Origin of the sequence: Alteromonas australica (assembly GCF_000730385.1) — a bacterium.
Taxonomy (GTDB): Bacteria; Pseudomonadota; Gammaproteobacteria; order Enterobacterales; family Alteromonadaceae; genus Alteromonas; species Alteromonas australica.
The window spans coordinates 2423241-2446572 of record NZ_CP008849.1 but is presented as its reverse complement, the minus strand read 5'-3'; the positions used below and the strand labels follow the sequence as shown (position 1 = coordinate 2446572).

General features: G+C 44.5%; 24 protein-coding genes. 15 read left to right on the top strand and 9 right to left on the bottom strand.

The annotated features are described in order from the left end of the window. Positions 1-7 precede the first annotated feature (7 nt). Together EP13_RS10860 and EP13_RS10855 are read left to right on the top strand one after the other, a co-directional pair. Positions 8-1069, top strand: a complete 1062-nt coding sequence (locus tag EP13_RS10860) for a phosphotransferase family protein (RefSeq protein ID WP_044057307.1) — start codon at positions 8-10, stop codon at positions 1067-1069. A gap of 73 nt (positions 1070-1142) precedes the next feature. After that, the gene (locus tag EP13_RS10855; protein ID WP_044057306.1) at positions 1143-2117 is read left to right on the top strand and encodes an NADPH:quinone oxidoreductase family protein; all 975 of its coding nucleotides are present in this window, start codon (positions 1143-1145) and stop codon (positions 2115-2117) included. A 63-nt stretch (positions 2118-2180) separates the two neighbouring features. On the opposite strand, the gene EP13_RS10850 is transcribed toward EP13_RS10855, so the two are convergent. Then, complete coding sequence (locus EP13_RS10850; protein ID WP_044057305.1) at positions 2181-2459, bottom strand: hypothetical protein; 279 nt, start codon at positions 2457-2459, stop codon at positions 2181-2183. 173 nt (positions 2460-2632) lie between these two features. Here EP13_RS10850 and pabC point away from each other — a divergent pair, with 173 nt between their 5' ends. The 6 genes from pabC to EP13_RS10820 all read left to right on the top strand — a co-directional run bounded on the left by pabC (position 2633) and on the right by EP13_RS10820 (position 7446). Continuing rightward, the gene (gene pabC, locus EP13_RS10845; RefSeq protein WP_052364364.1) at positions 2633-3478 is read left to right on the top strand and encodes an aminodeoxychorismate lyase; all 846 of its coding nucleotides are present in this window, start codon (positions 2633-2635) and stop codon (positions 3476-3478) included. After that, a complete protein-coding gene (mltG, locus tag EP13_RS10840) occupies positions 3432-4472 on the top strand; it encodes an endolytic transglycosylase MltG (RefSeq protein ID WP_231497854.1) in 1041 nt (346 codons plus the stop codon). The genes pabC and mltG overlap by 47 nt, the downstream gene beginning before the upstream one ends. 12 nt (positions 4473-4484) lie before the next feature. Then, positions 4485-5105, top strand: a complete 621-nt coding sequence (tmk, locus tag EP13_RS10835) for a dTMP kinase (RefSeq protein WP_044057303.1) — start codon at positions 4485-4487, stop codon at positions 5103-5105. Further along, positions 5105-5998 carry a DNA polymerase III subunit delta' gene (locus tag EP13_RS10830; RefSeq protein WP_044057302.1) on the top strand — a complete coding sequence of 298 codons (894 nt, stop codon included), beginning with the start codon at positions 5105-5107 and terminating at the stop codon, positions 5996-5998. Before tmk ends, EP13_RS10830 begins: the two co-directional genes overlap by 1 nt. A gap of 93 nt (positions 5999-6091) precedes the next feature. After that, positions 6092-6871, top strand: a complete 780-nt coding sequence (locus EP13_RS10825) for a TatD family hydrolase (protein ID WP_044057301.1) — start codon at positions 6092-6094, stop codon at positions 6869-6871. A 17-nt stretch (positions 6872-6888) separates the two neighbouring features. Next, positions 6889-7446 (top strand): pyridoxamine 5'-phosphate oxidase family protein, encoded by a 558-nt coding sequence (locus EP13_RS10820; RefSeq protein WP_044057300.1) that lies wholly within the window; start codon positions 6889-6891, stop codon positions 7444-7446. 84 nt (positions 7447-7530) lie between these two features. On the opposite strand, the gene EP13_RS10815 is transcribed toward EP13_RS10820, so the two are convergent. Both EP13_RS10815 and EP13_RS10810 read right to left on the bottom strand, forming a co-directional pair. Then, a complete protein-coding gene (locus tag EP13_RS10815; RefSeq protein WP_044057299.1) occupies positions 7531-8166 on the bottom strand; it encodes an SDR family oxidoreductase in 636 nt (211 codons plus the stop codon). 116 nt (positions 8167-8282) lie between these two features. After that, positions 8283-11237 carry a ligand-binding sensor domain-containing diguanylate cyclase gene (locus EP13_RS10810; protein ID WP_044058918.1) on the bottom strand — a complete coding sequence of 985 codons (2955 nt, stop codon included), beginning with the start codon at positions 11235-11237 and terminating at the stop codon, positions 8283-8285. A gap of 202 nt (positions 11238-11439) precedes the next feature. Here EP13_RS10810 and EP13_RS10805 point away from each other — a divergent pair, with 202 nt between their 5' ends. From EP13_RS10805 to EP13_RS10795, 3 genes are all read left to right on the top strand, one after another. Next, the gene (locus EP13_RS10805; RefSeq protein ID WP_044057298.1) at positions 11440-11928 is read left to right on the top strand and encodes a GNAT family N-acetyltransferase; all 489 of its coding nucleotides are present in this window, start codon (positions 11440-11442) and stop codon (positions 11926-11928) included. A gap of 154 nt (positions 11929-12082) precedes the next feature. After that, positions 12083-12520, top strand: coding sequence for a hypothetical protein (locus tag EP13_RS10800; protein ID WP_044057297.1), 438 nt, complete (start codon positions 12083-12085; stop codon positions 12518-12520). A 79-nt stretch (positions 12521-12599) separates the two neighbouring features. Beyond that, a complete protein-coding gene (locus tag EP13_RS10795; RefSeq protein WP_044057296.1) occupies positions 12600-13076 on the top strand; it encodes a LabA-like NYN domain-containing protein in 477 nt (158 codons plus the stop codon). Between the two features lie 63 nt (positions 13077-13139). On the opposite strand, the gene EP13_RS10790 is transcribed toward EP13_RS10795, so the two are convergent. Both EP13_RS10790 and EP13_RS10785 read right to left on the bottom strand, forming a co-directional pair. Beyond that, a complete protein-coding gene (locus EP13_RS10790) occupies positions 13140-13601 on the bottom strand; it encodes a YchJ family protein (RefSeq protein ID WP_044057295.1) in 462 nt (153 codons plus the stop codon). A 56-nt stretch (positions 13602-13657) separates the two neighbouring features. Beyond that, entirely contained in the window at positions 13658-14050 is a 393-nt protein-coding gene (locus EP13_RS10785; protein ID WP_044057294.1) for a hypothetical protein, read from the bottom strand. A gap of 272 nt (positions 14051-14322) precedes the next feature. Between EP13_RS10785 and EP13_RS10780 the strand changes: the two genes are divergently transcribed. Further along, positions 14323-14754, top strand: a complete 432-nt coding sequence (locus tag EP13_RS10780; protein WP_231401133.1) for a YqaA family protein — start codon at positions 14323-14325, stop codon at positions 14752-14754. Here the strand turns inward: EP13_RS10780 and EP13_RS10775 are convergent. Together EP13_RS10775 and msrP are read right to left on the bottom strand one after the other, a co-directional pair. Beyond that, positions 14748-15389, bottom strand: a complete 642-nt coding sequence (locus tag EP13_RS10775) for a protein-methionine-sulfoxide reductase heme-binding subunit MsrQ (protein ID WP_044057293.1) — start codon at positions 15387-15389, stop codon at positions 14748-14750. The genes EP13_RS10780 and EP13_RS10775 overlap by 7 nt on opposite strands. A 12-nt stretch (positions 15390-15401) precedes the next feature. Next, entirely contained in the window at positions 15402-16409 is a 1008-nt protein-coding gene (msrP, locus tag EP13_RS10770) for a protein-methionine-sulfoxide reductase catalytic subunit MsrP (RefSeq protein WP_044057292.1), read from the bottom strand. Positions 16410-16688: 279 nt separating this feature from the next. On the opposite strand from msrP, the gene EP13_RS10765 reads away from it, so the two are divergent. The 3 genes from EP13_RS10765 (at position 16689) to EP13_RS10755 (ending at position 21305) form a co-directional block, all read left to right on the top strand. Continuing rightward, entirely contained in the window at positions 16689-18953 is a 2265-nt protein-coding gene (locus EP13_RS10765) for a TonB-dependent receptor (protein WP_044057291.1), read from the top strand. A 23-nt stretch (positions 18954-18976) separates the two neighbouring features. Then, positions 18977-20338, top strand: a complete 1362-nt coding sequence (locus tag EP13_RS10760) for a purine-cytosine permease family protein (RefSeq protein WP_044057290.1) — start codon at positions 18977-18979, stop codon at positions 20336-20338. Positions 20339-20468: 130 nt separating this feature from the next. Beyond that, positions 20469-21305 carry a transcriptional regulator gene (locus tag EP13_RS10755; protein WP_044057289.1) on the top strand — a complete coding sequence of 279 codons (837 nt, stop codon included), beginning with the start codon at positions 20469-20471 and terminating at the stop codon, positions 21303-21305. A gap of 68 nt (positions 21306-21373) precedes the next feature. On the opposite strand, the gene EP13_RS10750 is transcribed toward EP13_RS10755, so the two are convergent. Beyond that, positions 21374-22717 carry an anti-phage deoxyguanosine triphosphatase gene (locus tag EP13_RS10750; RefSeq protein WP_081869492.1) on the bottom strand — a complete coding sequence of 448 codons (1344 nt, stop codon included), beginning with the start codon at positions 22715-22717 and terminating at the stop codon, positions 21374-21376. A gap of 15 nt (positions 22718-22732) precedes the next feature. Further along, entirely contained in the window at positions 22733-23332 is a 600-nt protein-coding gene (yfbR, locus tag EP13_RS10745) for a 5'-deoxynucleotidase (RefSeq protein WP_044057288.1), read from the bottom strand.

Genomic DNA, 23332 nt, shown 5'->3' with positions numbered 1-23332 from the left:
AGTAAACGTGGCTAGCGATAACCAAGCAAAATCTCACCATATCGATCTAGATAGCCTGAATGTCTATCTCACTGAAGCGTGCCCAGAAGTTGGGCTTATAAAAAATGCACAAAAGTTTTCCGGTGGCCAATCAAACCCCACGTTCAAGCTTGAAACCGACAAGGGGGTGTTTGTTTTACGCCGTCAGCCTCCTGGGAAGTTATTAAAGTCTGCTCATGCGGTAGACAGAGAATTTCGTGTCATTCAAGCGTTAGCGGGCAGTGATGTGCCCGTCCCAAAGGTTTTCCATTTATGTGAAGACACCCACGTCATTGGCAGCATGTTTTATATCATGGCGTATGTAGAGGGAGATATTTACTGGAATAGTGCACTGCCTGAAATTACTTCCCCCGATACCCGAGGGGCGATGTACGATGAAATGAATCGTGTTTTAGCTGCCCTACACAGTGTCAACATTGAACAGGCCGGTTTAAATGACTATGGCAAACCTGGCAGTTATTTTCACCGTCAGCTAAGTCGTTGGACTAAGCAATATCGCGCGTCTGAATTAGAGCATATCGCCGAAATTGAACAGCTTATTGCTTACTTAGAAGCGAACCTGCCTGATGACGACGGCCAAGTTGCATTAGTCCATGGTGATTTCAGGCTGGATAACATGATGTTTGATATGTCCCATCCAGATAAGCCGAAAGTGGTCGCAGTTTTAGATTGGGAGTTGTCTACTCTAGGTCACCCCTATGCAGACTTAGCGTATCAATGCATGCAGTTACGATTACCCGCCAATATTGCCCACGCTGCGGGTCTGGGGGGCCTTGATAGGGAGCAGCTGGGCATTCCATCTGAAACGGCTTATATACAAGCTTACTGTCAGCGCCGAAACATTGGTGTTATCGAAAACTGGACCTTCTATCTTGCGTTTAGCTTTTTCCGCCTAGCTGCTATTTTGCAAGGGGTAGTAAAGCGAGCCCATGATGGGAATGCCTCTAGTGAAAAAGCCATGCAACTAGGTGCCATGGTGCGTCCTTTGGCACAAATTGCAAACCAAACAATACATCAAGAAATGAAATAATACATTGCTTGATAAGGTTAAAACACGGTAGCAGCCCTACCTGAAACTGTCTCAGAAAGACTGTGGAGTATGTATGAAAGCAATAGTATGTGACGCCTTTGGTCCCATTGACGATTTACAATATAAAGACGTGGCAGATCCCGTGGCAGAGCCTGGGCACGTTGTTGTTAATGTTGAAGCGGCCGGCGTCAATTTTCCCGATGGCCTCCTTGTGCAAGGGCTATATCAAATGCAGCCTGATTTCCCCTTTGTGCCTGGTAACGAAGTGGCCGGTACCATAGTAGAATTAGGAGAAGGGGTAAGCCATTTACACATTGGGCAAAGGGTCATTGCACTGTCAAATTTGGGGGGCTATGCGGAAAAAGCACGCATTGCAGCCACCCATGTGCTGCCTCTTCCTGATGCCATTCACGTTAACGAAGGTGCTGCTTTGGTCACAGCGCATGCTACCGCCCATCACGCGCTCAAACAACGCGCCAAACTGCAGCCTGGTGAGACGCTTGTTGTGACGGGTGCTGCGGGAGGCACGGGATTAGCGGCAGTACAAATTGGTAAAACCATGGGTGCTAAGGTTATAGCCGTGTGTTCTACTGAAGAAAAATTAGCGTTAGCAAAAGAATACGGAGCTGATGTCTTAATTAATTACAAAGAAAACGACTTGAAAGAGACGTTAAAAGAAGTCACTGAAGGTAAGGGCGCTGACGTGGTATATGAATGTGTGGGTGGCGATACCTTCCATGCATGCAGCAGAAGTATGTCGTGGGAAGGGCGCTTGCTTGTAGTAGGGTTTGCAGGTGGAGAAATTCCAAAGTTTCCCGTCAACCTTGCCTTGGTGAAAGGCTATAGTGTCATGGGCGTATTTTGGGGGGCATTTACTCAGCACGACCCCAAAGGTTTCGCTCAAAACATGCAAGAGCTATTAACCTGGTATGTACAAGGAAAAGTGAAAGTGGTGGTGGACGAGGCGGTACCTCTTCACCAAGCTACGCAAGCAATGAAAAAAGTGATGAATCGAGAAGTAAAAGGTAAAATGGTGGTGGTGCCATAAACAGCGGCCCACGTTGTTCCTTCAAATAGAAAGGCTCAATATGCCGGGTAACGGACCAACACGTTACTCGGATGCACTTGTCTGTACGGGAAGCACGGCATGAATAAGGTGTATAGTTTTTGTTTTGTTAGATGACTTTGCTGACGCGTCTAAAAAGCGTTTAAGCACCGTTGAAGAGGTTTTTCTGTCGCTACGTGCTTTCTTTAACGGTTGCTCGATAGCGTGGGTTTGAACTTGGTTGTTATAATGTGCAGCCGAGGTGTCAGCGAAACTGGCAGTAGAAAATAATGCACTAACGAAAATACTGCAGCTTACTAATGTAGTGGTACTCTTCGTTTTCATCACTTACTCACAATTATCTATGACAGATTCGTTAAAGACATCAGAGGCGATTGCACTCGCCTCTTTTGTCGGCTTTGTTTGTTCTTAAGTATTACAAGCCTATGGCTGCCTTTCTTGTTTGCCCTCAGTAACTTGGTATACTTTACCGCTACACAAGACAATGCGAGTACTTTGTGAACATTTTTGTTAGTGATGGTAAAGTTTTATCCCAAGATCGCGCGTTTAACTACGGTGATGGGATTTTTACTACCACCCATGTTCAACATGGGAAAATACAACTTTTTGATTTTCACTTAAGTCGGTTAGCCCATGACGCTAGCGTATTGAATATAGCGCTGGATATGAAAGCGTTAAGCGATGCCATGGTGAAAACTGCAAAAGCAGAATCCCGTCAATCGTTTGTACTTAAGGTGCATGTTTCGGCCGGAGAAGGTGGGCGAGGTTATGCGCGCGACAAGGCTAACCCAGCTTTAATTCGATTGATGTGCTTTCCTTACCCTCAGCATTACGAATCATTACGGGAGAAAGGCGCAGATCTCATTTGTGCGCAGACCCCTTTGTCGATTCAACCTTTGTTGGCTGGGGTTAAACATCTTAATCGTTTAGAGCAAGTGTTGATCAAGCGCGAGATTGAAACGGCGAATGCTGATGACGCGTTAGTGCTAGACACTCAACATCATATTGTGGAAGCCAGTGCCGGCAATGTGTTCTTTAAGAATAACCAAGGGTGGCACACGCCAATCCTTGACGGAAGTGGCGTCAATGGGGTGGTGCGACAGTTTTTGTTGTCCCATTTTCGAGATGACCGCAGCATAGAGATCACCCAGGCTAGATACAGCATGGAAGCACTCATAGGCGCGGATTGTCTCGTGGTGACGAATGCCCTTATGGGGGTTATGCCAGTCAAGTCGCTTACCCTGGAAAATGGCAACAAGCTTACCTTTGACACTAGTCACAGTCAGGTGTTAGCAGATGCATTACTTACGAAGTACCGAGAAGAAGATGCGCGTTTTAGTTAGGTTATTAGTTTTAGTTATTGTGGTGGTTTCTGCAGTCATCGGTGGTATTACTTATGTGGAAAAGGAAGCAAACACACCATTATTGATAGAACAGGAGCGGCTTTTTGTTGTTGATAAAGGGATGTCAGGCTATGGCGTTGTCTACAAACTTACCGCAGAAGGACTAACCGATATATCGCCTACCGTGGCCAAACTGTGGTTAAAATTTCTGGCGCCATCTGGTCATATAAAATCGGGAACGTATCTTATTGAGAAAGACGCGAGCTTTGCGTCACTTATCGCCATGTTCGCGCTAGGTCAGGAACATAGCTTTCCGGTAAGTCTCGTTGAAGGGCTAACCCTTTCTCAGTGGATTCAAACCCTCAAACAGCAAGAAAATCTGGTTTTTGATATTAGCGATAGTGTTGTTGCAAAAATTATCGCATCATCCAGAATTGCACCTGATACCCAGCATGGAGAAGGCTTATTTTTGGCGGACACCTATTTCTATAATGACGGCGATAAAGCCAGCGTGGTATTGCAACGAGCACATGATGCAATGCGTGATTTTCTGTCGAACGCGTGGCAACAACGGCAAGCCGACTTGCCCTTATCATCGCCTTACGAAGCATTAATTCTTGCCAGTATTATAGAAAAAGAAACGGCCGTTCCTGAAGAAAGAGGAAAGATAGCGGGCGTGTTTGTTAATCGCTTAATGCGCAATATGCGGTTACAAACCGATCCTACCGTTATTTACGGAATAGGTGCGCACTTCGATGGTAATATCACAAGAAAACACTTACGTACCCCAACGCCGTACAATACATACGTAATTAAAGGCTTGCCCCCCACGCCCATTGCGATGGCAGGGAAAGAGGCCATCTTAGCCGCCCTTAATCCAATGCAAACCGACGCACTGTATTTTGTGGCCAATGGCGATGGCAGTCACGTATTTTCATCTTCGCTGGAAGCGCATAACCAAGCTGTGCGAAAATACCAACTTAATCAGAAGTAAAAGCCCAAAAACATGAAGCACGGAAAATTTATTGTTGTAGAAGGACTGGAAGGTGCCGGTAAAAGTTCAGTGATTGGGCTTGTTAAAAACACCTTAATTGATGCAGGTATAAGCGTAGAGCTAACCCGAGAACCCGGTGGTACGCCTATGGCCGAAGCTATCAGGGAGTGTGTAAAGCATGACTGGGAAGAATCCGTTGCAGAAGAAACTGAGTTACTGCTGATGTATGCGGCGCGGGTTCAACTCCTTAAAAACCGCATTCTTCCCGCCCTTGAACGAGGATGTTGGGTAGTAGGAGATAGACATGATTTGTCTTCTCAAGCATACCAAGGCGGTGGGCGAGGTGTTGACGCAAGCACCATGCAGGCAATTAGCGAGATAGCATTGGGTGGCTTTAAGCCTGATTTAACCCTCTATCTGGATGTGGAGCCTGCCACGGGGTTGGCCCGAGCAAGAGGTCGGGGGGAGCTTGATAGAATAGAACAAGCAGGTCTTGCGTTTTTCGAACGTACACGGGCGAGATATTTGTCGTTGGCTGAAAACGACGAGTCTATCGTGGTGGTCAACGCAATGAACGACATGCCAGAGGTTCACCGCGATGTACAGCGTATATTACAGGAGTACCTTGGTTAATGTTTCCTTGGCTTCTTGATACATTCGAACACCTCATTCAGCGGTATGTGAATAAAACGCTGCATCATGCTATTTTGCTAAGTGGGCCACAGGGCATAGGTAAGCATGAGTTAGCCGCCCAGTTAGGCTACGTCATGTTGTGCAAGCACCCTTCCTCTAAGGGAGCCTGTGGGCAGTGTCAAAGTTGTCATTTGAGAGAAGCCGGGAATCACCCAGATTACTATGTACTAGAAAGCGAAAAGCAATTAGGGGTAGACAGTATTCGTGGCGGCATAACAAAGCTAAGTGGAACCGCGCAAATGGGCGGCAGTAAGGTGCTGATTATTCCAAATGCACATGGAATGACAGAAGCTGCAGCCAACGCCCTGTTGAAAACACTCGAAGAGCCCACAAATAATACCTACTTGATATTAATCAGCGATAGCATTAACCGCCTGATGCCAACCATTTTAAGCCGTTGCGAAAAGCAGACACTGTCACTGCCGCCGGTTTCAACAAGTTTGGCTTACCTTCATGAAAAAGGAATTGGGGATGCTAGCGAAGCTTTACTGCAAGCATACGGCAACGCGCCTTTACGAGTAGAGCGAGCATTGAGTGAGGAAGATAGCTTTTCTTACCGCACCTTCAAAGAAGGGTTTGGAGCATTACTTGCTAGTGCCAGTGGTGGCGGGCAAAAACAACAGTTATTAAGCTTAGCGAATAAATGGAAAGACAACGCGGTTCAAGTTGTCCAGTGGTGTCAACACGATGCGCAACAAGCTTATTTGGCCAATCGTGACCCCAGAGCCTATGCCCGTTACGAAAATTGCATTGAGGCATTAGAACGTTTGCAACATCCAGGGGTGAACAAAGCGCTGATTTTAGTTGGCGTATTACAAGCGTTTCAGCACTAACCTAGCACGATGGCTGTTAATCGGGCTACGGGCAGTGAAGAGAAACGTCTAAATTCTTAACTTAATTGAAATTAACTCGAATACAGGTGCATTTTGTTTGTAGATTCTCATTGTCACTTAGATAGGCTAAAACAGTCGCCCGAATCCTTAGTTGAAACCTTAAACTTTGCTCGCACACGGGGAGTCGAGCACTTTCTCTGTGTTTGTGTATCGGTTAATGATTACGACAGTATGTTAGAGACAGTGAAAGACTTTAACGACGTATCGGTATCTTGTGGTGTGCACCCTTTGCATCAGGACGAAGCCTGCAGCTATGATGAATTGCTGGAAAAAGCTAGCCGTCATGAAGTTGTGGCCATTGGTGAAACGGGCTTAGATTACTTTTATAGCCCCGAGAGCAAAGATGTTCAGCTCCAGTCTTTTATCGACCATATCAAAGTGGCGAATGAAACTAAAAAGCCGTTAATAATTCATACCCGTGACGCCCGCGAAGATACAATAAATCTGTTAAAAGCGCACAAAGCACCGCACACGAAAGGTGTTTTGCACTGTTTCACTGAGTCGCTAGAAATGGCTGAAGCTGCCATGGAGCTTGATTTCTATATCTCTATCTCTGGCATCGTGACCTTCAATTCAGCGCAAGAGCTGCGCGAAGTGGTAAAAGCCATTCCTTTAGAGCGATTGCTAATTGAGACAGATTCACCTTGGCTAGCCCCTGTGCCGCACAGAGGCAAACAAAATCAGCCTGGGTATGTGGTGGAAGTGGCAGAGTTTATCGCTGAATTAAAAGGCATCACGGTTGCTGAGTTGGCACGTATTACTACTGAAAACTTTTATACTCTATTTTCCCTTGCTGCACGTAAACCTAATTAAAACAGCAGGAGCAAACGATGCCTCAGTGGCGACAAGGACTGACAAAAAGTTTACACAAAACACGTAGTGTGCCGGAAAGTCGATATTTTCAACTGGCGACAGCGGATGCGCAGGGGCTACCTTATTGTAGAACCGTTGTGTATAGAGGGTTGACTGACGACAATTGCCTTGTAGTGATATCTGATACACGTACAGATAAGTGTGATCAGTTAGCTCAACAGCCCCATGCACACGGTTGTTGGTATTTCGCCAAAACAAGAGAGCAATATCGTTTCAGTGTTACCGCTAAAGTGCTGTCGTTGGAGATGGATACGCCTTTGGTGAGCGCACATTGGGAGCGCTTGTCAGATGCAGGTAAAAAGCAGTTTTTATGGGGGGAGCCCGGTACGCCTAGAAATGATGGCAGTGCGCTTCACGTATCGGGAGACTTTTCAGCCGTTCCCCAACACTTTTGTGTTATTTTACTGGCTATACACAAAGTCGATTACCTCAACTTACGAGGCTCTCCTCAATACCGAGAATTGCATTACACCGATGAACAGGGTAACTGGTTAAGCCAATCTATCATCCCTTAATGGGTGTATTTGTTTGCTTTTCGTGCTTGGCGCTGGGGCAATAGCAGCCTTCGAGAAAGGCTGCTAAAAGTGGGTTGATGCTTCTTAGGCAAATAGTTGTGAAATAGGGGTTTCACCTTTAAACAAGTAGGTGACACTATTATCGTTTGTTGAGCGGCTAACGCACTCAACGATGGCGGTGGCCACATCTTCTCTTGGAATGACTGCATCATCTTTATTGTCAGGCATGTCTGTGGTTACTAAATGCGTTCCCGGCTCGTTTAATAAAGTGCCTGGGCGCAATATCACATGAGGAATGTTGCTATTTTTAAGATGCTCGTCTGCCATGTGTTTGGCAACCAGATAAGGCTTAATTGCTGAATCAACGCCATCTGGGTCCCCCGCGCCGATTGAACTCACCATAATAAACTGGTTTATATTGGCGTCTTTTGCGTAATTAACGGCATTACGTGCTGCCCAAAGATCGATAAGCAGCGTTTTGTCTGCGCCCGTGTTTCCACTACTGCCCGCGGTAAAAACCACTGAATCTACGCCATTGAAATGCTCAGAAAAGTCCTCTTCTAAGTTTTGTTTCTTCACGGTGAGGTTGTCACTTTGAATGTCTTCAAGCTTTTCAGGGCTTCTCACGGGGGCAATAACTTTGTGCCCAGCTTCCAACAATTTACCCGTGGCTTGTTTTCCTATTTGACCTGACGCGCCTATTACTAGAATTGTCGCCATAATATTTTGTCTCCTTATTACCTATGTGCCTATTCATAAGTCACTCGGCAAAATAAGATCACGGCCCTCGTTTAACCCACGTATTATAAGGATGAGGTGCAAATATACTGACGTTATTATTTGATTATGGCGTTTCGTCCTTCCGCTTTCCCTCTATAGAGTTTTTTATCTGCACTGTGAATACAGTGCTCAACGCTGGTACAGTCTCTAATATCAGCAATCCCTGCGGTAATGGTGACTGATATATCTACGCCTTCGCAATAGAAGTTAAAGCTAGAAATTGCTTTACGTATTTTTTCAGCCACCCAGTAACTCTCATGTAAATTGAGTTCAGGAAGAAAGATTAAAAATTCTTCTCCGCCCCAACGGGCGATAACATCAGAACTGCGTAAATTTGCCCGTAAAATGTCGGCAATTTTGACTAAAATCAAATCGCCAGCATGATGCCCATATTTATCGTTAATGTTTTTAAAGTGGTCAACGTCTATCAGCATGAGAGAAAATGCTTGTCCATAGCGTTGGAACGCATCCCAGGCTTCTTTTGACCGTTGAGTAAAGTAACGTCTATTTTTAAGATTGGTGAGGGGATCTTGGCTAGACAGCTGGGTAAGCTTTGTAACGGCGGCTTCCAAATCCTTGGTTTTCTCTTCCACGACACGCGCCAAATGAGCGGAGCGTTTTTTCAGTGCACTTATTCGTAGCTTCATTATAAGCACAACCAGTAAAAAGCAAGTGAGCACGAAAATGCTTTGCCAAAGCGTTTTTTCCCACCATGCAGGCACAACTATCACCTCCATTCGGGCTGCCTCATTGCTCCAAACCCCTTCTTTATTAATGGCATGCACAATAAGGGTGTAGCTTCCTGCATCTAAATTCGTATAGGTGGCAATTCGTCGTGAAGCGTCGGTAAATCGCCATGCTGGATCGAAGTCAGCCAGCTTGTACGCATAGCTAACGTCGTTAGGGCGTGTAAACTCTAGCGCAGCAAATTCAACGGAGAATGACATTTCGTTGGGCTGAAGGGTTAACTTTTCCACATTATCGATGCGCGTGATATTGGCGCTACCTTCACTGTAGTTGACCACTTCAACCTGCGTAATCTTAACGTTGGGCAACCACGGAGAATGGGTAATGTTTTTAGGGTTAAACTGGGTAATCCCACTCGGACCGCCCATGAATATAGTGCCATCATCGGATTGTACAGAGGCTCCTACGTAATAGCCGTTTTCAAATACGCCATTTTCCACGCCAAAATAAGAAACCTTTTCTAAATCTGGAGAGATATAAGCAATACCTTCGCTGTGAGATACCCAAATGCTGCCGTTTTCATCTTCTTCAATGGCGCCCAGTGAAATTTCACTTAGATGCGGGTGCGGAGTTACCGGAGTGACAAATTCAACATTCGACTTTTGCGCGTTTATCGAAATCAGATAGATGCCGTTGGCTTGGGTGGCTACCCAAAATCCGCCACGCATGCTAGGTGAAATCCATGTGACGACTGCTGATGAAGGAAAGCCTTCGTATAGTTCGCCGATGTTGGTGATATCGCCAGTGAGTTTGTTGGCAAAATATAGCCCCGATACCGTGGCTATCCACGCACTTTCACTATTTTGAAAATGTATCTTTGTTGTCAAGGGAAGTGGCCAGTGTCTCACTACATTTTGCTCACTAGGACGGTACACAAATACGCCATCGCTATAGCCACCAAACCACACATCCCCCGCGTCATCAACGTTTACTGTGTAGCCAGAAGTACCTTCAAGAGCGACAATATCAACTTGGGAGTCACCCGGCCGGAAATGCCCTAAACCTTTACGCGTGGCTAGCCAAATATCACCTGTCGATTGATGATATTGAAGTGACAACAGCATATCTAATGAATCTAATTCGTTGTTTTGCGATGCCGTTTTTATAGGCCCTAGTTTATCACCTGTTTGGGGATTATAACGCCAAAGGCCGCTGTCGCTGGTAAACCACATTTGATTGTTGGCGGCCAAGGTTAAGTCGGTCACATTCGGTGTGTCGGCAATCGCATAGCTACTAAAACGGGCGATTTTAGGGTTATACACTGAGAAGCCGTTGTCTCTAGACCCAGCAATAATAAGCCCGCTATCGCTTTGAAATAGGGTATTAATTCTTCGGTTAGCAATACGGGTGGAGGTGGGTGACAAGAGTACTGGGTTTTGGGCATTATTCTTAAAAACTATCGCCGTTTGCGCTTCTGTGGCAATCCAAACATCGCCATTACCAAGCTCCAAAATGGCCAGTATACTATTACTCGGCAGGCCCGAGGCTTTGTTATAACAATATAGGGGCGCGCTTTTGGTGTCAGTCATGGAAGAATAATAGCAGGCACCTTTTGCTTCACTGGCCACCCAAATACCACCCAGTGGGCTAGGGTAGAGCACTGAAATGTTTTTCCCACTGTGACTGTACAAGGCAATACGGTTTGCATCCTCATCTACCTTGTAAACTCCCGAGGTGGCGCCAAGCCATATGGTGTTATTGGAATCAATAAAAATGTCAGTGAGTGTGCTGGTTGGGGTGGTTAGATAAGCTATAGGTTCTAGGGCATTTTTGCGCTGAGAAAACGAGTACAGGTTTTTACCACTGACTACCCACACACCGCCTTTATTGTCTATGTAAATGCGTTTTATGATGCCGGGCTTTATATTGCTGTTGTTGGGGAGTGTGTAATGTTCGAAGGTTTCTGTATCTACATGGAAGCGACTAATTCCCGCGATAGTTCCTACCCAAATGTACTCGCCATCATGGCTGGCCTCAACTTGAAAACTCGTTATCGCATGCAACCCATCGTTTTGGTCTTCTTTCCACTTACCGAAGTGTTTAAAGTCATAGCCGTCAAATCTGTCTAATCCAGCCTGGGTGGCTAGCCACAAATAGCCGTGTTTGTCTTCGGTGACATCTGAAACTGAAATTTGAGAAAGACCGTCACTTAAACCATAGGTTTTAAACAAGGGAAGAGAGCTAGGCATCTCTTGCGAGAATACACAATGGGGAAAAAGAACAAGGGCTAGGATAAGAAATGTTCTAGAGATAATCGACTTCATTATTTGCTCGGCTAGGCGCATGAAGCACTACATTAACCTAAATTCATCTAGTCAAAAATCGTACAAAAGTAGTGGGTGAGAATATATGGACGAATGCAACGCGGTTTGCGTGGGTGTGCTAGCAAAAAAGCCTAATGTAATCTTGCCTTTAGCTATGGAATAATGGGAGACAGCCATTCATATCAACGTTAATAAGGTAAAGATGAAAATTCAATTAGTGCAAGCCGATTACCTCAATGAACAGCATCGACAGCATATTCCCTATTTGCTCAACGAGTATGCGCTCGATCCAATGGGTGGGGGAGAAGCGCTCAACGAGGCCGTGAAAGAAAACCTGGTGGCTCGATTAAGTGAACTTCCCCATGCGTTTAGTGTGATTGCCTATGTAGACGATAAGCCCGCAGGCTTAGCCAATTGCTTTGAAGGGTTTTCTACCTTTGCGTGCCAACCTCTGGTGAATATTCACGATATGTGTGTATTACCCCCTTACCGGGGCCTTGGCTTAAGCCAACGGTTATTAGAAAAAGTAGAATCGATTGCCCAAGCAAAAGGCTGTTGTAAGTTAACACTAGAAGTATTAACCAATAATACCGCTGCAAAATCGGCCTATGAAAAATTCGGCTTTTCCAGTTATGAACTCGATCCTGAAGCGGGTAATGCGGTGTTTTGGCAGAAGAAATTAGCTCGCTGAGAAAAATTCGAATGCACCATAGTTAGGTAATGTTTAAAAAGCATAATGGTAACAGCGTGTTAAATGAATAAGCATGGCTAAGCCGTTTTAAAGGTGCATTCGATTCAAATTTAATCTACACTTTTATTGTATTTACATTTATCAAGGACAGATAATGAAACTTAACCCTATTGCGATGGCAACGCTGACGATTTCTGTGTGCGCGTTATCAGCATGCAGCGACGGTACTGGCTCTTCCCAAAAGCAAGCCACTGTTGCCGATACTATCCAAGTGGCGGTGGGCACTGTCTCGGACGACGCCGATTTACTCCATAACGCTAATGCACTTGCATGGCAAAGAGCGTCCTTCCAACGAAAACGTGAAACCTGCAGTAAGGTACTTTTGGCGCTTCACGAGCGCGGAAACTTGCCTGTTCACGACCTCAACCATACTCAGTTAAAGTTGTTAAGCGATGCCTTGGTTCAGCAAATGAACAAAAGGCTGGAAATGACAGGTACGGCTACACAAAACCAAGATACGTTTGAGCATGTAAAAGTTAGCACTACGCTTATTGAAATTATTGAAGAGAAAGACTGGTTGATTAAATCCTAGTGCCGAGGTTTTAGGGCAAGTGATTGAATCAGTTACATGCTATAGTGCGGGCCGTTTTTAACAGTTTATTATGGTGAGCATGCAAAAAGTTGCTATTTTCGTTGATGTGCAAAATGTTTATTACACAACCCGTCAAGCCTATCAAAAGCACTTTGATTACAATCAGTTTTGGCGAAGAGCAACGCTGAACCGAACGCCTGTGGTTGCAAACGCGTATGCCATTCACCGTAACGACGCTAAGCAACGAAGCTTTCAAAATATACTCAGGGGAATAGGGTTTACCGTTAAACTCAAACCTTATATTCAGCGCGCCGATGGTTCAGCAAAAGGCGACTGGGACGTAGGCATAACCATCGATATGATGGATGCCATCAACCAAGCAGACGTGTTCGTTTTGGTCTCTGGAGATGGTGACTTTGATTTATTAGTCAATAAGTTAGCCAAAGAAAAAGGCAAGGTCGTGGAAGTGTATGGCGTACCTCAGCTCACTGCAGATTCACTGTCAATGTCTGCCAGTGTTTTTCATCCTATTTCAGGTGATTTATTGCTGGGTTAATCCTAAAGCAAAGAGCACTTCACAGAGAGGCCTAACAAGCCTGTCTAGGTTACCCTTTATCAGTTAACGCATTTTATTTGCACAGCACTGCTTAAACTTTTTACCGCTATGACATAAGCAAGGTAAATTTCTTCCGTATTTTAATTTGCCGCAATCATCATGCAGAATGCCATCATGATAGCGCCATAAAGACCCTTCTTTAACAAAAGTTGAGGTTTCGTGGAGTTGGTAAAGGCCTTTGTTTTCAAAAAAATAGGCGGTGAATTCCACTGTATCGGCGGAACTATTTGCCACCTTCAACGCAAACCAAACCGCGTCTCCAGCACTTTCTTTTAGCCCTTCAGTGCTCAATCCAATTTGTTTTTCGCTACTGTACGTATTCAGTACATAGGTGAAATTCGCTAATACATAGGCGGTGAAGCGACTGCGCATAAGTTGTTCGGCTGTTTCAGGTTGCTTGCTTTGTGTAACAAAGGGGTGACAACAGTCTGCGAAAGCCAGAGATGAACAACAGTAACAGCGCATATTAGAATATTCCTACTAGATGGCGAAATGGCAATGCTAGCGGGATTTTTAACGAATTACCATGGCCCCATTGCCACCGCGGTGGTTTCTTTTTCTACTCTTACATTAATCAGCGATACAGAATATAAATCACATAGTTTCCGTATCATTTCGCTATCAGTAGGTTGTAGATCCAAGTCTAGGTTTTCCACATACAGTGTTTTACATTGGCCGCCCGTAATCAGTTTACTGATCCATTCTGGAACTTGTTCCTTTTTCGGCTTCTGAATACGAATAGCATGATCAACGTCTTTCTTAAAAGATACTGAGTGAGACAGCAGATAACTCCAACCTTTATTCTCGTTCTTATTATTGTCGCCAGGAAAGCCTTCAATAGGCAAGGGTAGTTGAACCACATTAGAAGCGGAAGCTCTAAGGGCGTTAAGTCTATCTACTGATGATGTATTCATACTGTGGCCTCACTATCTAGTTAAGAAAGTACGTCTGTATAAAGATTATTGCGTTAGTCCGACGCTTTAATTTAACATGTTTAAATATACAGTGTGTATATGTATACAGTAGTTGCGCTTTGATCATATTGCAAGCATAAATTGTGTTTTTTTCAATCAGCAGCAAACACCTTGTCGTTTTTATTTTCGCTCTTGGGCTGTTAACGCTATCTATCTCTTTGTTTTTTAGTAAAATTGGAGGATTATCGTTTTATGGCTACTGACCAAACAGCATGCTTGATTTAGCGAACTTAGGGTATGTGGGTATGTGCTTATCGGCATTTTTGGCCGCTACCATCCTCCCGTTTAGTTCAGAAATTGTCTTAGTGACTTTACTCAGTACAGGTGCAAATGAGGCCTACTTGCTGGTGGCGGCAAGTGTGGGCAATGTATTGGGGGCGCTCGTCAATTATGTTTTAGGTTGGCGATATGGAGAGACATTCGTCTTGTCATGGCTTGGTATTAAGCCGCGTACATTTTTACGTGCGCAGCAGATGTTTAAACAATGGGGTAAGTGGAGCTTGTTACTTTGCTGGGTCCCTATTATTGGTGATCCCCTAACCCTGATGGGCGGTGTGCTCAGAACACAGTTTTGGTTCTTTCTTAGTGTGGTAGCGTGTACGAAAACGCTGAGATATGGCGTTATTGTGTATTATTTTTACTGATAGGCTTTCAATCGTTTCACTGTTTTAGCGGCAGTGCGCGTTATCCTTCCACGCATAATAATAAGCCCAATTAGCCAGTAGAAAATAGGCGCTTGCCAAAATGTTTTTTGTGACCAAGAAAAGTGCAGCAAGGCTAAAGGTAAAATAGCGTAAATACTGTAATGAAGCCGTTGCCATTGTTTACCCATCTTTCTTCGTAATACAGACAACGACGTTACCGTCAATGCCATAAGCAAGATAAGCGCAACCATGCCCACCACAATATAGGGGCGTTTGACTAATTCACTGGTGAGTAAATGCCAATCGAGTTGCAGCTCAAAAAAAGCATAAGTAAAAAAGTGCGCGATAGCATAAACAAAAACATAGATGCCTAGCATTCGCCGGAATTTAATCGGTTCTGGACTGGGTAGACGCTTGGCAAGCGGGCTTAATAATAGGGTGACGAATAATAGGTGTATAGCCCAAATGCCGGTTTCGTTGAGCAATGCATCTACTGGGTCGGGCCCAAGTTGGTCATTTACGCCTAAGTAAAAAAGGGCAACTAAATAGCCGGTTGCGATGAGGTGTATGACGGCTTTTAGCGCCCGTCTTTGAAAATGGGAAAAGCGCCAAGGCTTTTTACTGCGAGGTTTCATTAAATGAGTGCTTCAATAATAACGAGTTAAATTCATATCTTTATACAAGGGAGCAACCTCGCTGTAGCCGTTAAATAGCTGCGTTGGAACGCGATTTCGAGACAACAGGCCGCCGGTAGTTATCCGCCTTTCGCTGGCTTGGCTCCAGCGTGGATGAGATACCTGCGGATTAACATTGGCATAAAAGCCGTATTCATTGGCGGCTAATCGATTCCATGTAGTTGGCGGCATTTTATCTGTTAAACGTATGCGCACAATAGACTTAATACTTTTAAATCCGTATTTCCACGGAACGACTAAACGAATGGGGGCTCCGTTTTGCGGTGGCAGGGTTTTTCCGTAAAGGCCCACTGACATAAGTGTAAGCGGGTGCATGGCTTCATCGAGCCTTAGGCCTTCAACATAAGGGTAGTTAATCCCCCCTCCTATAAACCTATTTTTTTGCCCAGGCATTTGTTCTGGGTCATACAGGGTTTCAAACGCCACATATTTAGCCGAAGCGAGAGGCTTCGCCCGTTGAATTAATTTTGCCAGTTCAAAGCCAACCCAAGGGACTACCATAGACCACGCTTCTACACAGCGAAGTCGATAAATACGTTCTTCTAGAGGAAACTGGGTAAGTAGCGCGTCGAGATCAAGCGTAGTCGGTGTTTCAACCAAACCATCTATACGCAATGTCCAAGGGTCAGGGTTGAATCCGCCGGCATTTTTAACGGGATCGTCTTTGCCAGTGCCAAATTCATAAAAGTTGTTGTATGAGGTGACTTTTTCTTCGGGTGTCTTTGTTTCATCTATTTGGTACTGCTTAGGTTGACTGTAGGAGAGCGGCGATGGCGTGACGGTGTTATCTTCATCATCATCGCCCCATAGCCAGCCAGAAGCCTTGACAGGCGAGCCTAGCAATGTGGATGCACCGACAAACCCCATGGATTTAAGAAGTTTTCGGCGATTAAAATACAGGCTTTCATCAGTAACATCGTTATCTGTCAGCCTCACAGAGGGTTTAAAAGGTTTTGGCATAGAAATACTCCGCGTATAACAAGCTGAAAAATAAACTTTTTATTCTGGGTATGTGTTTAAATACGTACAACATGAAAAGATATTTTGCTCACCCTACATAAGACCTGCCATTCAAAGGAAAGATTTCATTTTTACGCTTACTGTCATGTCATTAATTGAATAGGTGAAACGCTTATAGTTCTTTAGGACTATTTCAACTGAATAAAAAACGTAGTTTCATGAATAAATACAGGTGTTAGATAGTAAATAAAATAATAAATATTCATATAGGGAATACACATGCGTTCGTTCAAATTGAACCCCATCTTGCTGAGTTTAGCAGCAAGCATCTCTTTTTCTGCATTTTCTTCTGAGGCTACTGCGCCAGATTCTCAGGGTTCTGAATCATCGTTGAAACTAGAGCAAATAGTCGTTACAGCACAAAAGAAAGTTGAAGATATTCAAAGTGTTCCCGTAAGCATTGTGGCACTGGGTGCAGACAAATTGGGCAACATGAAGATGCGCAATAGCCAAGAGATTGTATCTCAAGCGCCTAATGTACAAATGCTGGGCAGTAATGGTGATGCGCAACTGGTACTTGGCATGAGAGGAGTTACGCAATCTGACTATAGCCCTAATGGCAGTGGAGCCGTTGCGTTATATGTGGATGAAGTCTACATGGGAGCGACCCCCTTGGCGTCGGGTGTGCAGTTATTTGATATTGACCGCGTTGAGATGTTGCTAGGTCCACAAGGTACCTTGTATGGGAAAAATACGACAGGGGGGGCAGCAAATATTATGACTACCCGGCCTCAAATGCTTGGTACTAGTGGCTACTTAGATGTCGGTGTAGGAAATTTTGGCTATAAAACCGTCAGTGGTGCCTTCGATACTGAATTAGCTGATAATTGGGGGGCACGTTTAGCATTTACCTCGTCTGAAAACGACGGCTTCGTAGAAAATAAGTTGGATAATGTAGAAAATCCTAGCCAAATTGATGAACAAGCAATGCGTTTTTCATTAATGTACGAAGGCGACAATCTAAATGGCATATTGCGTGTTCATAAAAGTAGAAGTAGGGCAAATCATTCTAGTATTCTCTTAATAGAAGCAGACGGTGGTGGTGAAAACGGGGGTGTGGGTTTAGGGTATACCGGCTATGCACGCGAAGACCTTGGATTTCATGAAACTGAATCAAACAGAGTTGAAGAGAAAGAGTTTGATCTAACCGGTGTTAATCTCACCTTAAATTATACCGTAGAGGATTATACGCTAACGTCGATAACGTCTTTCGATAGTGGAGAATATTTTGTTCCCGAGGACGCTGATGGAAGCCCTTTTAAATTGTTGGAAGATGACTTCTTCGCAGAGACTGATCAATTCACACAAGATATTCGTGTTTCTTCTAGTTACGGTGGCGCCTTCAATTTCATTGCCGGTCTTTTTTACAGTTCAGACTCCACAGATGGCGCAACAAGATACCGTTGGCTGGCAGATTATGGCGACGGCATTATGGCTCTGTCTAATAACTGCGAAGATACCTTTTTTTATGGGTGCTATTACGCAAATAGCTACGAACAGTCACGCAGTACCAAAGCCATTTATCTTCACAGTACTTTTGATGTTACCAAGGCGGTCTCATTAACCTTTGGATTAAGGCACACGAGAGACACCATAGAAATAGATAACTATTCTTCTTGGTATGGAGAAGCAGAGAATAGCTATTACCAGGAAAGTGATGGCCCCATATTAGGAAGTTTAGGCCTAGATAACGAAAGTGATGAAATTGATGATGCCAATACCTCAGGAAAATTAGGGGTAGATTGGAAAATAGCGGATAATTTGTTGGTTTACGGCGCCTATAGCACAGGATATCGAGGAAGCGCGTTTAATGGCTTTGCCTTTGCCCCAGAAGAGTTTACTTCCGTAGAGCCTGAAGAGTTATCAGCGTGGGAATTCGGGTTCAAATCCACACTCCAAAACGGCAGAACTCGCCTAAACGGCGCTGTGTTCCACTATAACTATGAAAACCAACAATTTTTAATATTTGATGCGGGTCTTCAGTATCTGTTAAACGCTGGCGAGTCGGAAATACAGGGGGCCGAGCTTCAACTGACAACCCAAGCGACTAACAAACTAACGATAAACGCGGGCGTAGGGCTTTTAGACGCCGAATACGTAAGTATGCGGTATGCGGGCGTTGATTTGTCGGGCAATACGTTACCTTCTTCCCCTGAAGTCAATGTGAACCTGATGCTCGATTACGATCTATGGGAAAGTGACAATTTGTGGGTGCAATTGCATTATGACGGCAGTTATATTTCGAAGCAGTATTTTGAACCCTTTAATGATGACCGTTTGGCACAACCTGCCTATAGCATTCATAACGCACGCGTAAACGTTACGTTTGGTGATGAGAGTCACAAAGTAGGGCTTTACGTGAAAAACTTAACAGATAAAGAATATGTTACTTATTCTGTTGATTTAGTCGCCGATTGGAATGGATTATTCTTCTTTCGTGGCGCCCCACGCACCTACGGTATTGATTATAAATACACGTTTTAAGCATTTCAGTTAAGGAATAAATAATGTCACAGGTACATTTGTCATTAACGAAATGTGGGTATAACGAACAGGCTGAATCCGATGGATACGGGCCGGTCAAAGGCACATTGTCGTCTTATCGAATTGGTATGATTTGGCTAGCAGCTAATTTGGTGGTGACCACCTTGCTCACAGGTACGCTGTTCGTACCTGGTGTAGCTTGGCATATTGCACTTTCACTCATCATTATCGGCACCGTCATTGGGGCCAGTGTTTTAGTCCTTGTAGGCAATATGGGGACGCGTACTGGCTTGTCGACGATGGGGCTCACCAAGGGGGCTTTCGGGCTGCGTGGCGCTTATGCCACCTCCATGGCTAACGTCATCATTCTAATGGGGTGGAGTTGGGTTCAAGCCATCTTAGCTGGGGTGACTGTTAATTTTCTGTCAGCGCAGCTGTTTGGTTTTTCTAATCCCGTTTTGTTCTCAGTCTTGTGCCAACTGTTAGTGGTAGGCCTTGCTATTTTTGGTCATGCAGGGATTGCAAGGGTAGAGCCTTGGCTCGCATTCGTCATACTGGCAATTATTGCCTATGTCTTTTTTATTGCATTTTCTAACTTCTCTCTCGCGCAGTTTGAGGCACTGCCAATAAACGCCAGTTTAGGGTGGAACGAGGTCGGAGTGTTAGACGTGGTCATCGCTACAGCAATATCATGGACAGTACTGTCGGCTGAGTTTAATCGCTTAGCAAAGACTCAAAAGGCCGGTGTACTTGGTTCCGGTATTGGGTATGTTATTTCTACTGTACTGTCAATGAGCCTAGGTGCAACGCTGATGGGTTACCTCACGCTACAAGGAAATGCAGTGAATGGCTTCGATCCTATAGAAATAGTTAACGCATTCGGAATACCGCTTGCAATGGCTATTTTTCTGTCGGTTATAGCGACCAACACTATGGTGGTGTATGGCATGGTATCGTCAGTGATAAATTTGACGCCAAATAAAAAATGGTCGTTTATGAAAGTGGCACTGGTAATAGGCGCTATTTCTGTAGCAGGCTCGAGTTGGCTAGCCATGCTCGATAAATTTACTGAATTTTTAACGCTGATTGGCGCCTTATTTGTGCCTGTGTTCGCCATCATGATTGCTGACTATTACTGGCTTAAAAAGGCGAGTTACCACCAAGACATTCTGCTAGGAAAGGGAGGCCGTTATTGGTACCAAAAGGGCGTAAATCTCTTGGCGGTATTGACATGGTTAGGGGGCTTTCTCTTCTCGTTATGGTTAGTCAATATACCGAATAATATGTTCGGGGTTACCCTGCCTACCTTTATATTTTCATTCGTGGTCTATATCGCCTCAATGAAAAGTAAGGCGCGCTTAGTGGGTGAGAGGGTTGCGCACTGATAGGGTTTGACTGATATCTCAACAAGTAAGTTAGCGCAGTTTAAAAGCTTCAGACGACGAAAGGTATTTTACTCTTCGTCGTATTTTAGTTAGTGTTGACGGTAGTTAAGATTCCACACAGTAAATATTGATGGTACGCCCCCATAGTAAAGGTTGGTACGCTTCGCTGGCACGATTAACCCGCGAAGTAGGAAAAGCACATTTCTTTGAGTTTTTATCTTCAACCTTGTCGCAAATTATTCATATAGATTGCACGGGTGTGATATTTTACGATGGGAATAAGGTGACGAATGTATTTGAAGGGAAGCTCCCAAAGGAATACAGCCGATACCTAGATCGCTACCTTGACGGCATGTATTTACTTGATCCTCATTACAGCTTTTTATCAAACGGGGTAGAGACAGGGCTTTACCACTTTAAAGATATTGAGCCTGACTGCTTTCACGAAAGTAAGTACTATAAATCCTTTGTTAAGCCTATTGGTATTACCGATGAATACGATTTTATTGTTAACATCAATAATTGTTACGTCGATTTTTATCTGAATAAACTAGGTGGGCATTTTTCGCAACAAGATAAAGCCGATCTTATCGCTATTTCCCCTATGATCACCCAACTTATCGAAGCGCATTGGGAGCAGGAATACCAACAGGCGTCTGAGTCTGTCAGCAACACTAAGCCTCCACATTATAATTCGTTTTTTGATGCCTTCGGCAAGTCGATTCTCACCAAAAGAGAGCAAGAGGTGGTGAAATGTATTCTACATGGTCACTCTTCGAAATCGCTGGCGAGTAAACTCAATATTTCTTTAAGTACGGTGAAAATTCATCGCAAAAATATCTATCAAAAATTAGATATTGCCACGCAATCCGAGTTGTTTTCATTGTGTATACAATCATTATCGGTGAAGGGGTTGGACGTAAATGATGACCCCCTCCAATACTTAGACAATAAACAGGCGTCGTAAAGTCAACAGGAACAAGGGGGCTATCTCAAACCTCGATTATTGGGGGCGGGTCTCCTGGTTGGAAACTATTACACGTGGAAGTTATCCTGTACGCCGCCTTGCTTCGGTGAGAATAGGGTACCATGCAGTCGCGATGCAAATTCGTCGGTCATGCCTGAAATGTAGTCTGAGAGGACTCTCATGCCATTGCCTGTGTCTTGTGCCTTCAACCAGCGTTCTTGGGTGTTTTCTGGAAGCAATCTTTCAGGATCGGAGCTGAAGGCTTCAAACAGCTCCATCACAACCAATTGGCCTTTGTATTCCAATAACTGTACATCAGGGCGTCGTATCACCTTTTTCAGAACAAATTGCTTAAACAGCTCTAATGCTTCGTGGTGCTTATCGGGCATTTTGGCGTTATACGCCAATAACGGGTGCTCGAACCCCTCTACCTGCATAATTTCAATGGCGGTAATAAAGCTGTTCACCAATGCCCCAATTGCATTTTTACGCTCGTGGTGCAGTGAACTAAACAGTTTATCTGTGAGCGCAGGTAGAATATCTGATAGCCCCTTGATGGCTAAATTGGCTAATGGTACAGATACCATATGGGTGAAATCTTGTTTATTCACCATGCCCATCACAATGGCGTCTTCTAAATCATGAATGCCGTATGCAATGTCGTCCGCCAATTCCATAATTGAACAGTCGAATGATTTAAAGCGTGTTTTCTTATGTTTATGCGTGTGGACGTTCACCTTCATAAAGGTGTCTTTATCTGCCTCACTGAAAGGGGCAAGCAGCCAATCGAACAACGGCTCGTCGCAACGAAAAAGCCCCTTAGGTGGGTGCCAGTCGTCTGCTTTTACTTGGCGTAATGATGAAGGCCGCTTTTTGTAGGTAGTGGCATTCGTTAGGGTATCAATGAAATTAGGGTATTTAACCAAGCCCAATATGCTGCGTCTGCACAAATTCATGCCGTGCTCTGCAGTGTAAGGCTCTAATTGGGTGATAATTCTAAAGGTTTGGCCATTGCCTTCGAAGCCTCCATGTTCGTACATCATGTAATGCAGCGCAACTTCGCCACCGTGGCCAAAGGGGGGGTGGCCAATATCGTGGGCTAAACAAAGGGTTTCTATTAAGTTAGCATCAATGGCAAGGGTGTCTGCAATGTCGGGAAACTTACCACATAATTGAGCGGTAATGCCGGTTCCAATTTGAGCAGCTTCTAAGGAATGGGTAAGGCGAGTACGATAGAAATCGCTCAGGCCAACCCCTAATACCTGAGTTTTGGCCTGTAGGCGTCGAAACGCAGCGCTGTGAAGCACTCGCGCTTTGTCTCGCTGGTATGCATTCCTATGGTCACCATCACGGCTTGCACTACGGGGCAAACGCCGCGCTTGCAACTCGTTTTCCCACACCTTTGCTGTCACAGTGGTTTCCTTTTACTACATTTCGTCTTGCGTGATCTCATCTAAACTAAGCGAGAAGCTAGGTACGTAACGGGTAAGAAAGTAATCAACTTCTTCAGACTGATACTCTTTTAAAATATTATCTAAGCGTTTTTTGGCAAGTTTGAATTCTTGATTACCAGAAGCTAATTCTTCGAGGGTTTTTAGATAAGCACAAAGCACATCTGCTGCTTTAACAATAAAAGCATCTTCTTCGCTATGGTAATGATGGTCTATTAGCGCGGCGTAATCCTCACGAAAAGCTTCCGGTGCCATTTCGATAAGTTTGTTTTCGGCAATTTTTTCAATCTTTTTGTATTCTTCTTTGATTGCCGGATTAAAGTATTTAACGGGCGTAGGGAGGTCGCCGGTTAAGACTTCAGATACATCATGGAACATAGCAATAGTGGCAATACGGTCGGGGTTTAACGTGCCATTAAAGAACTTGTTTTTAATAAGGGCCAACGCGTGAGCCACCATGGCAACCTGCAAACTATGCTCTTGTACATTCTCAGTACGCACATTATGCATAAGCGGCCATCTATTGATTAGCTTTAAGCGTGCCAAATGCGCGAAAAAATGACTTCGGTCAGACAC

Excerpts from the sequence above, each read along its gene's own strand:
- EP13_RS10855 (WP_044057306.1), top strand. The coding sequence starts at position 1,143 with ATGAAAGCAATAGTATGTGACGCCTTTGGTCCCATTGACGATTTACAA.
- EP13_RS10850 (WP_044057305.1), bottom strand. The coding sequence starts at position 2,459 with ATGAAAACGAAGAGTACCACTACATTAGTAAGCTGCAGTATTTTCGTT.
- mltG (WP_231497854.1), top strand. The coding sequence starts at position 3,432 with ATGCATTACTTACGAAGTACCGAGAAGAAGATGCGCGTTTTAGTTAGG.
- tmk (WP_044057303.1), top strand. The coding sequence starts at position 4,485 with ATGAAGCACGGAAAATTTATTGTTGTAGAAGGACTGGAAGGTGCCGGT.
- EP13_RS10830 (WP_044057302.1), top strand. The coding sequence starts at position 5,105 with ATGTTTCCTTGGCTTCTTGATACATTCGAACACCTCATTCAGCGGTAT.
- EP13_RS10820 (WP_044057300.1), top strand. The coding sequence starts at position 6,889 with ATGCCTCAGTGGCGACAAGGACTGACAAAAAGTTTACACAAAACACGT.
- EP13_RS10815 (WP_044057299.1), bottom strand. The coding sequence starts at position 8,166 with ATGGCGACAATTCTAGTAATAGGCGCGTCAGGTCAAATAGGAAAACAA.
- EP13_RS10810 (WP_044058918.1), bottom strand. The coding sequence starts at position 11,237 with ATGAAGTCGATTATCTCTAGAACATTTCTTATCCTAGCCCTTGTTCTT.
- EP13_RS10805 (WP_044057298.1), top strand. The coding sequence starts at position 11,440 with ATGAAAATTCAATTAGTGCAAGCCGATTACCTCAATGAACAGCATCGA.
- EP13_RS10800 (WP_044057297.1), top strand. The coding sequence starts at position 12,083 with ATGAAACTTAACCCTATTGCGATGGCAACGCTGACGATTTCTGTGTGC.
- EP13_RS10795 (WP_044057296.1), top strand. The coding sequence starts at position 12,600 with ATGCAAAAAGTTGCTATTTTCGTTGATGTGCAAAATGTTTATTACACA.
- EP13_RS10790 (WP_044057295.1), bottom strand. The coding sequence starts at position 13,601 with ATGCGCTGTTACTGTTGTTCATCTCTGGCTTTCGCAGACTGTTGTCAC.
- EP13_RS10785 (WP_044057294.1), bottom strand. The coding sequence starts at position 14,050 with ATGAATACATCATCAGTAGATAGACTTAACGCCCTTAGAGCTTCCGCT.
- EP13_RS10780 (WP_231401133.1), top strand. The coding sequence starts at position 14,323 with ATGCTTGATTTAGCGAACTTAGGGTATGTGGGTATGTGCTTATCGGCA.
- EP13_RS10775 (WP_044057293.1), bottom strand. The coding sequence starts at position 15,389 with ATGAAACCTCGCAGTAAAAAGCCTTGGCGCTTTTCCCATTTTCAAAGA.
- msrP (WP_044057292.1), bottom strand. The coding sequence starts at position 16,409 with ATGCCAAAACCTTTTAAACCCTCTGTGAGGCTGACAGATAACGATGTT.
- EP13_RS10765 (WP_044057291.1), top strand. The coding sequence starts at position 16,689 with ATGCGTTCGTTCAAATTGAACCCCATCTTGCTGAGTTTAGCAGCAAGC.
- EP13_RS10760 (WP_044057290.1), top strand. The coding sequence starts at position 18,977 with ATGTCACAGGTACATTTGTCATTAACGAAATGTGGGTATAACGAACAG.
- EP13_RS10755 (WP_044057289.1), top strand. The coding sequence starts at position 20,469 with ATGGTACGCCCCCATAGTAAAGGTTGGTACGCTTCGCTGGCACGATTA.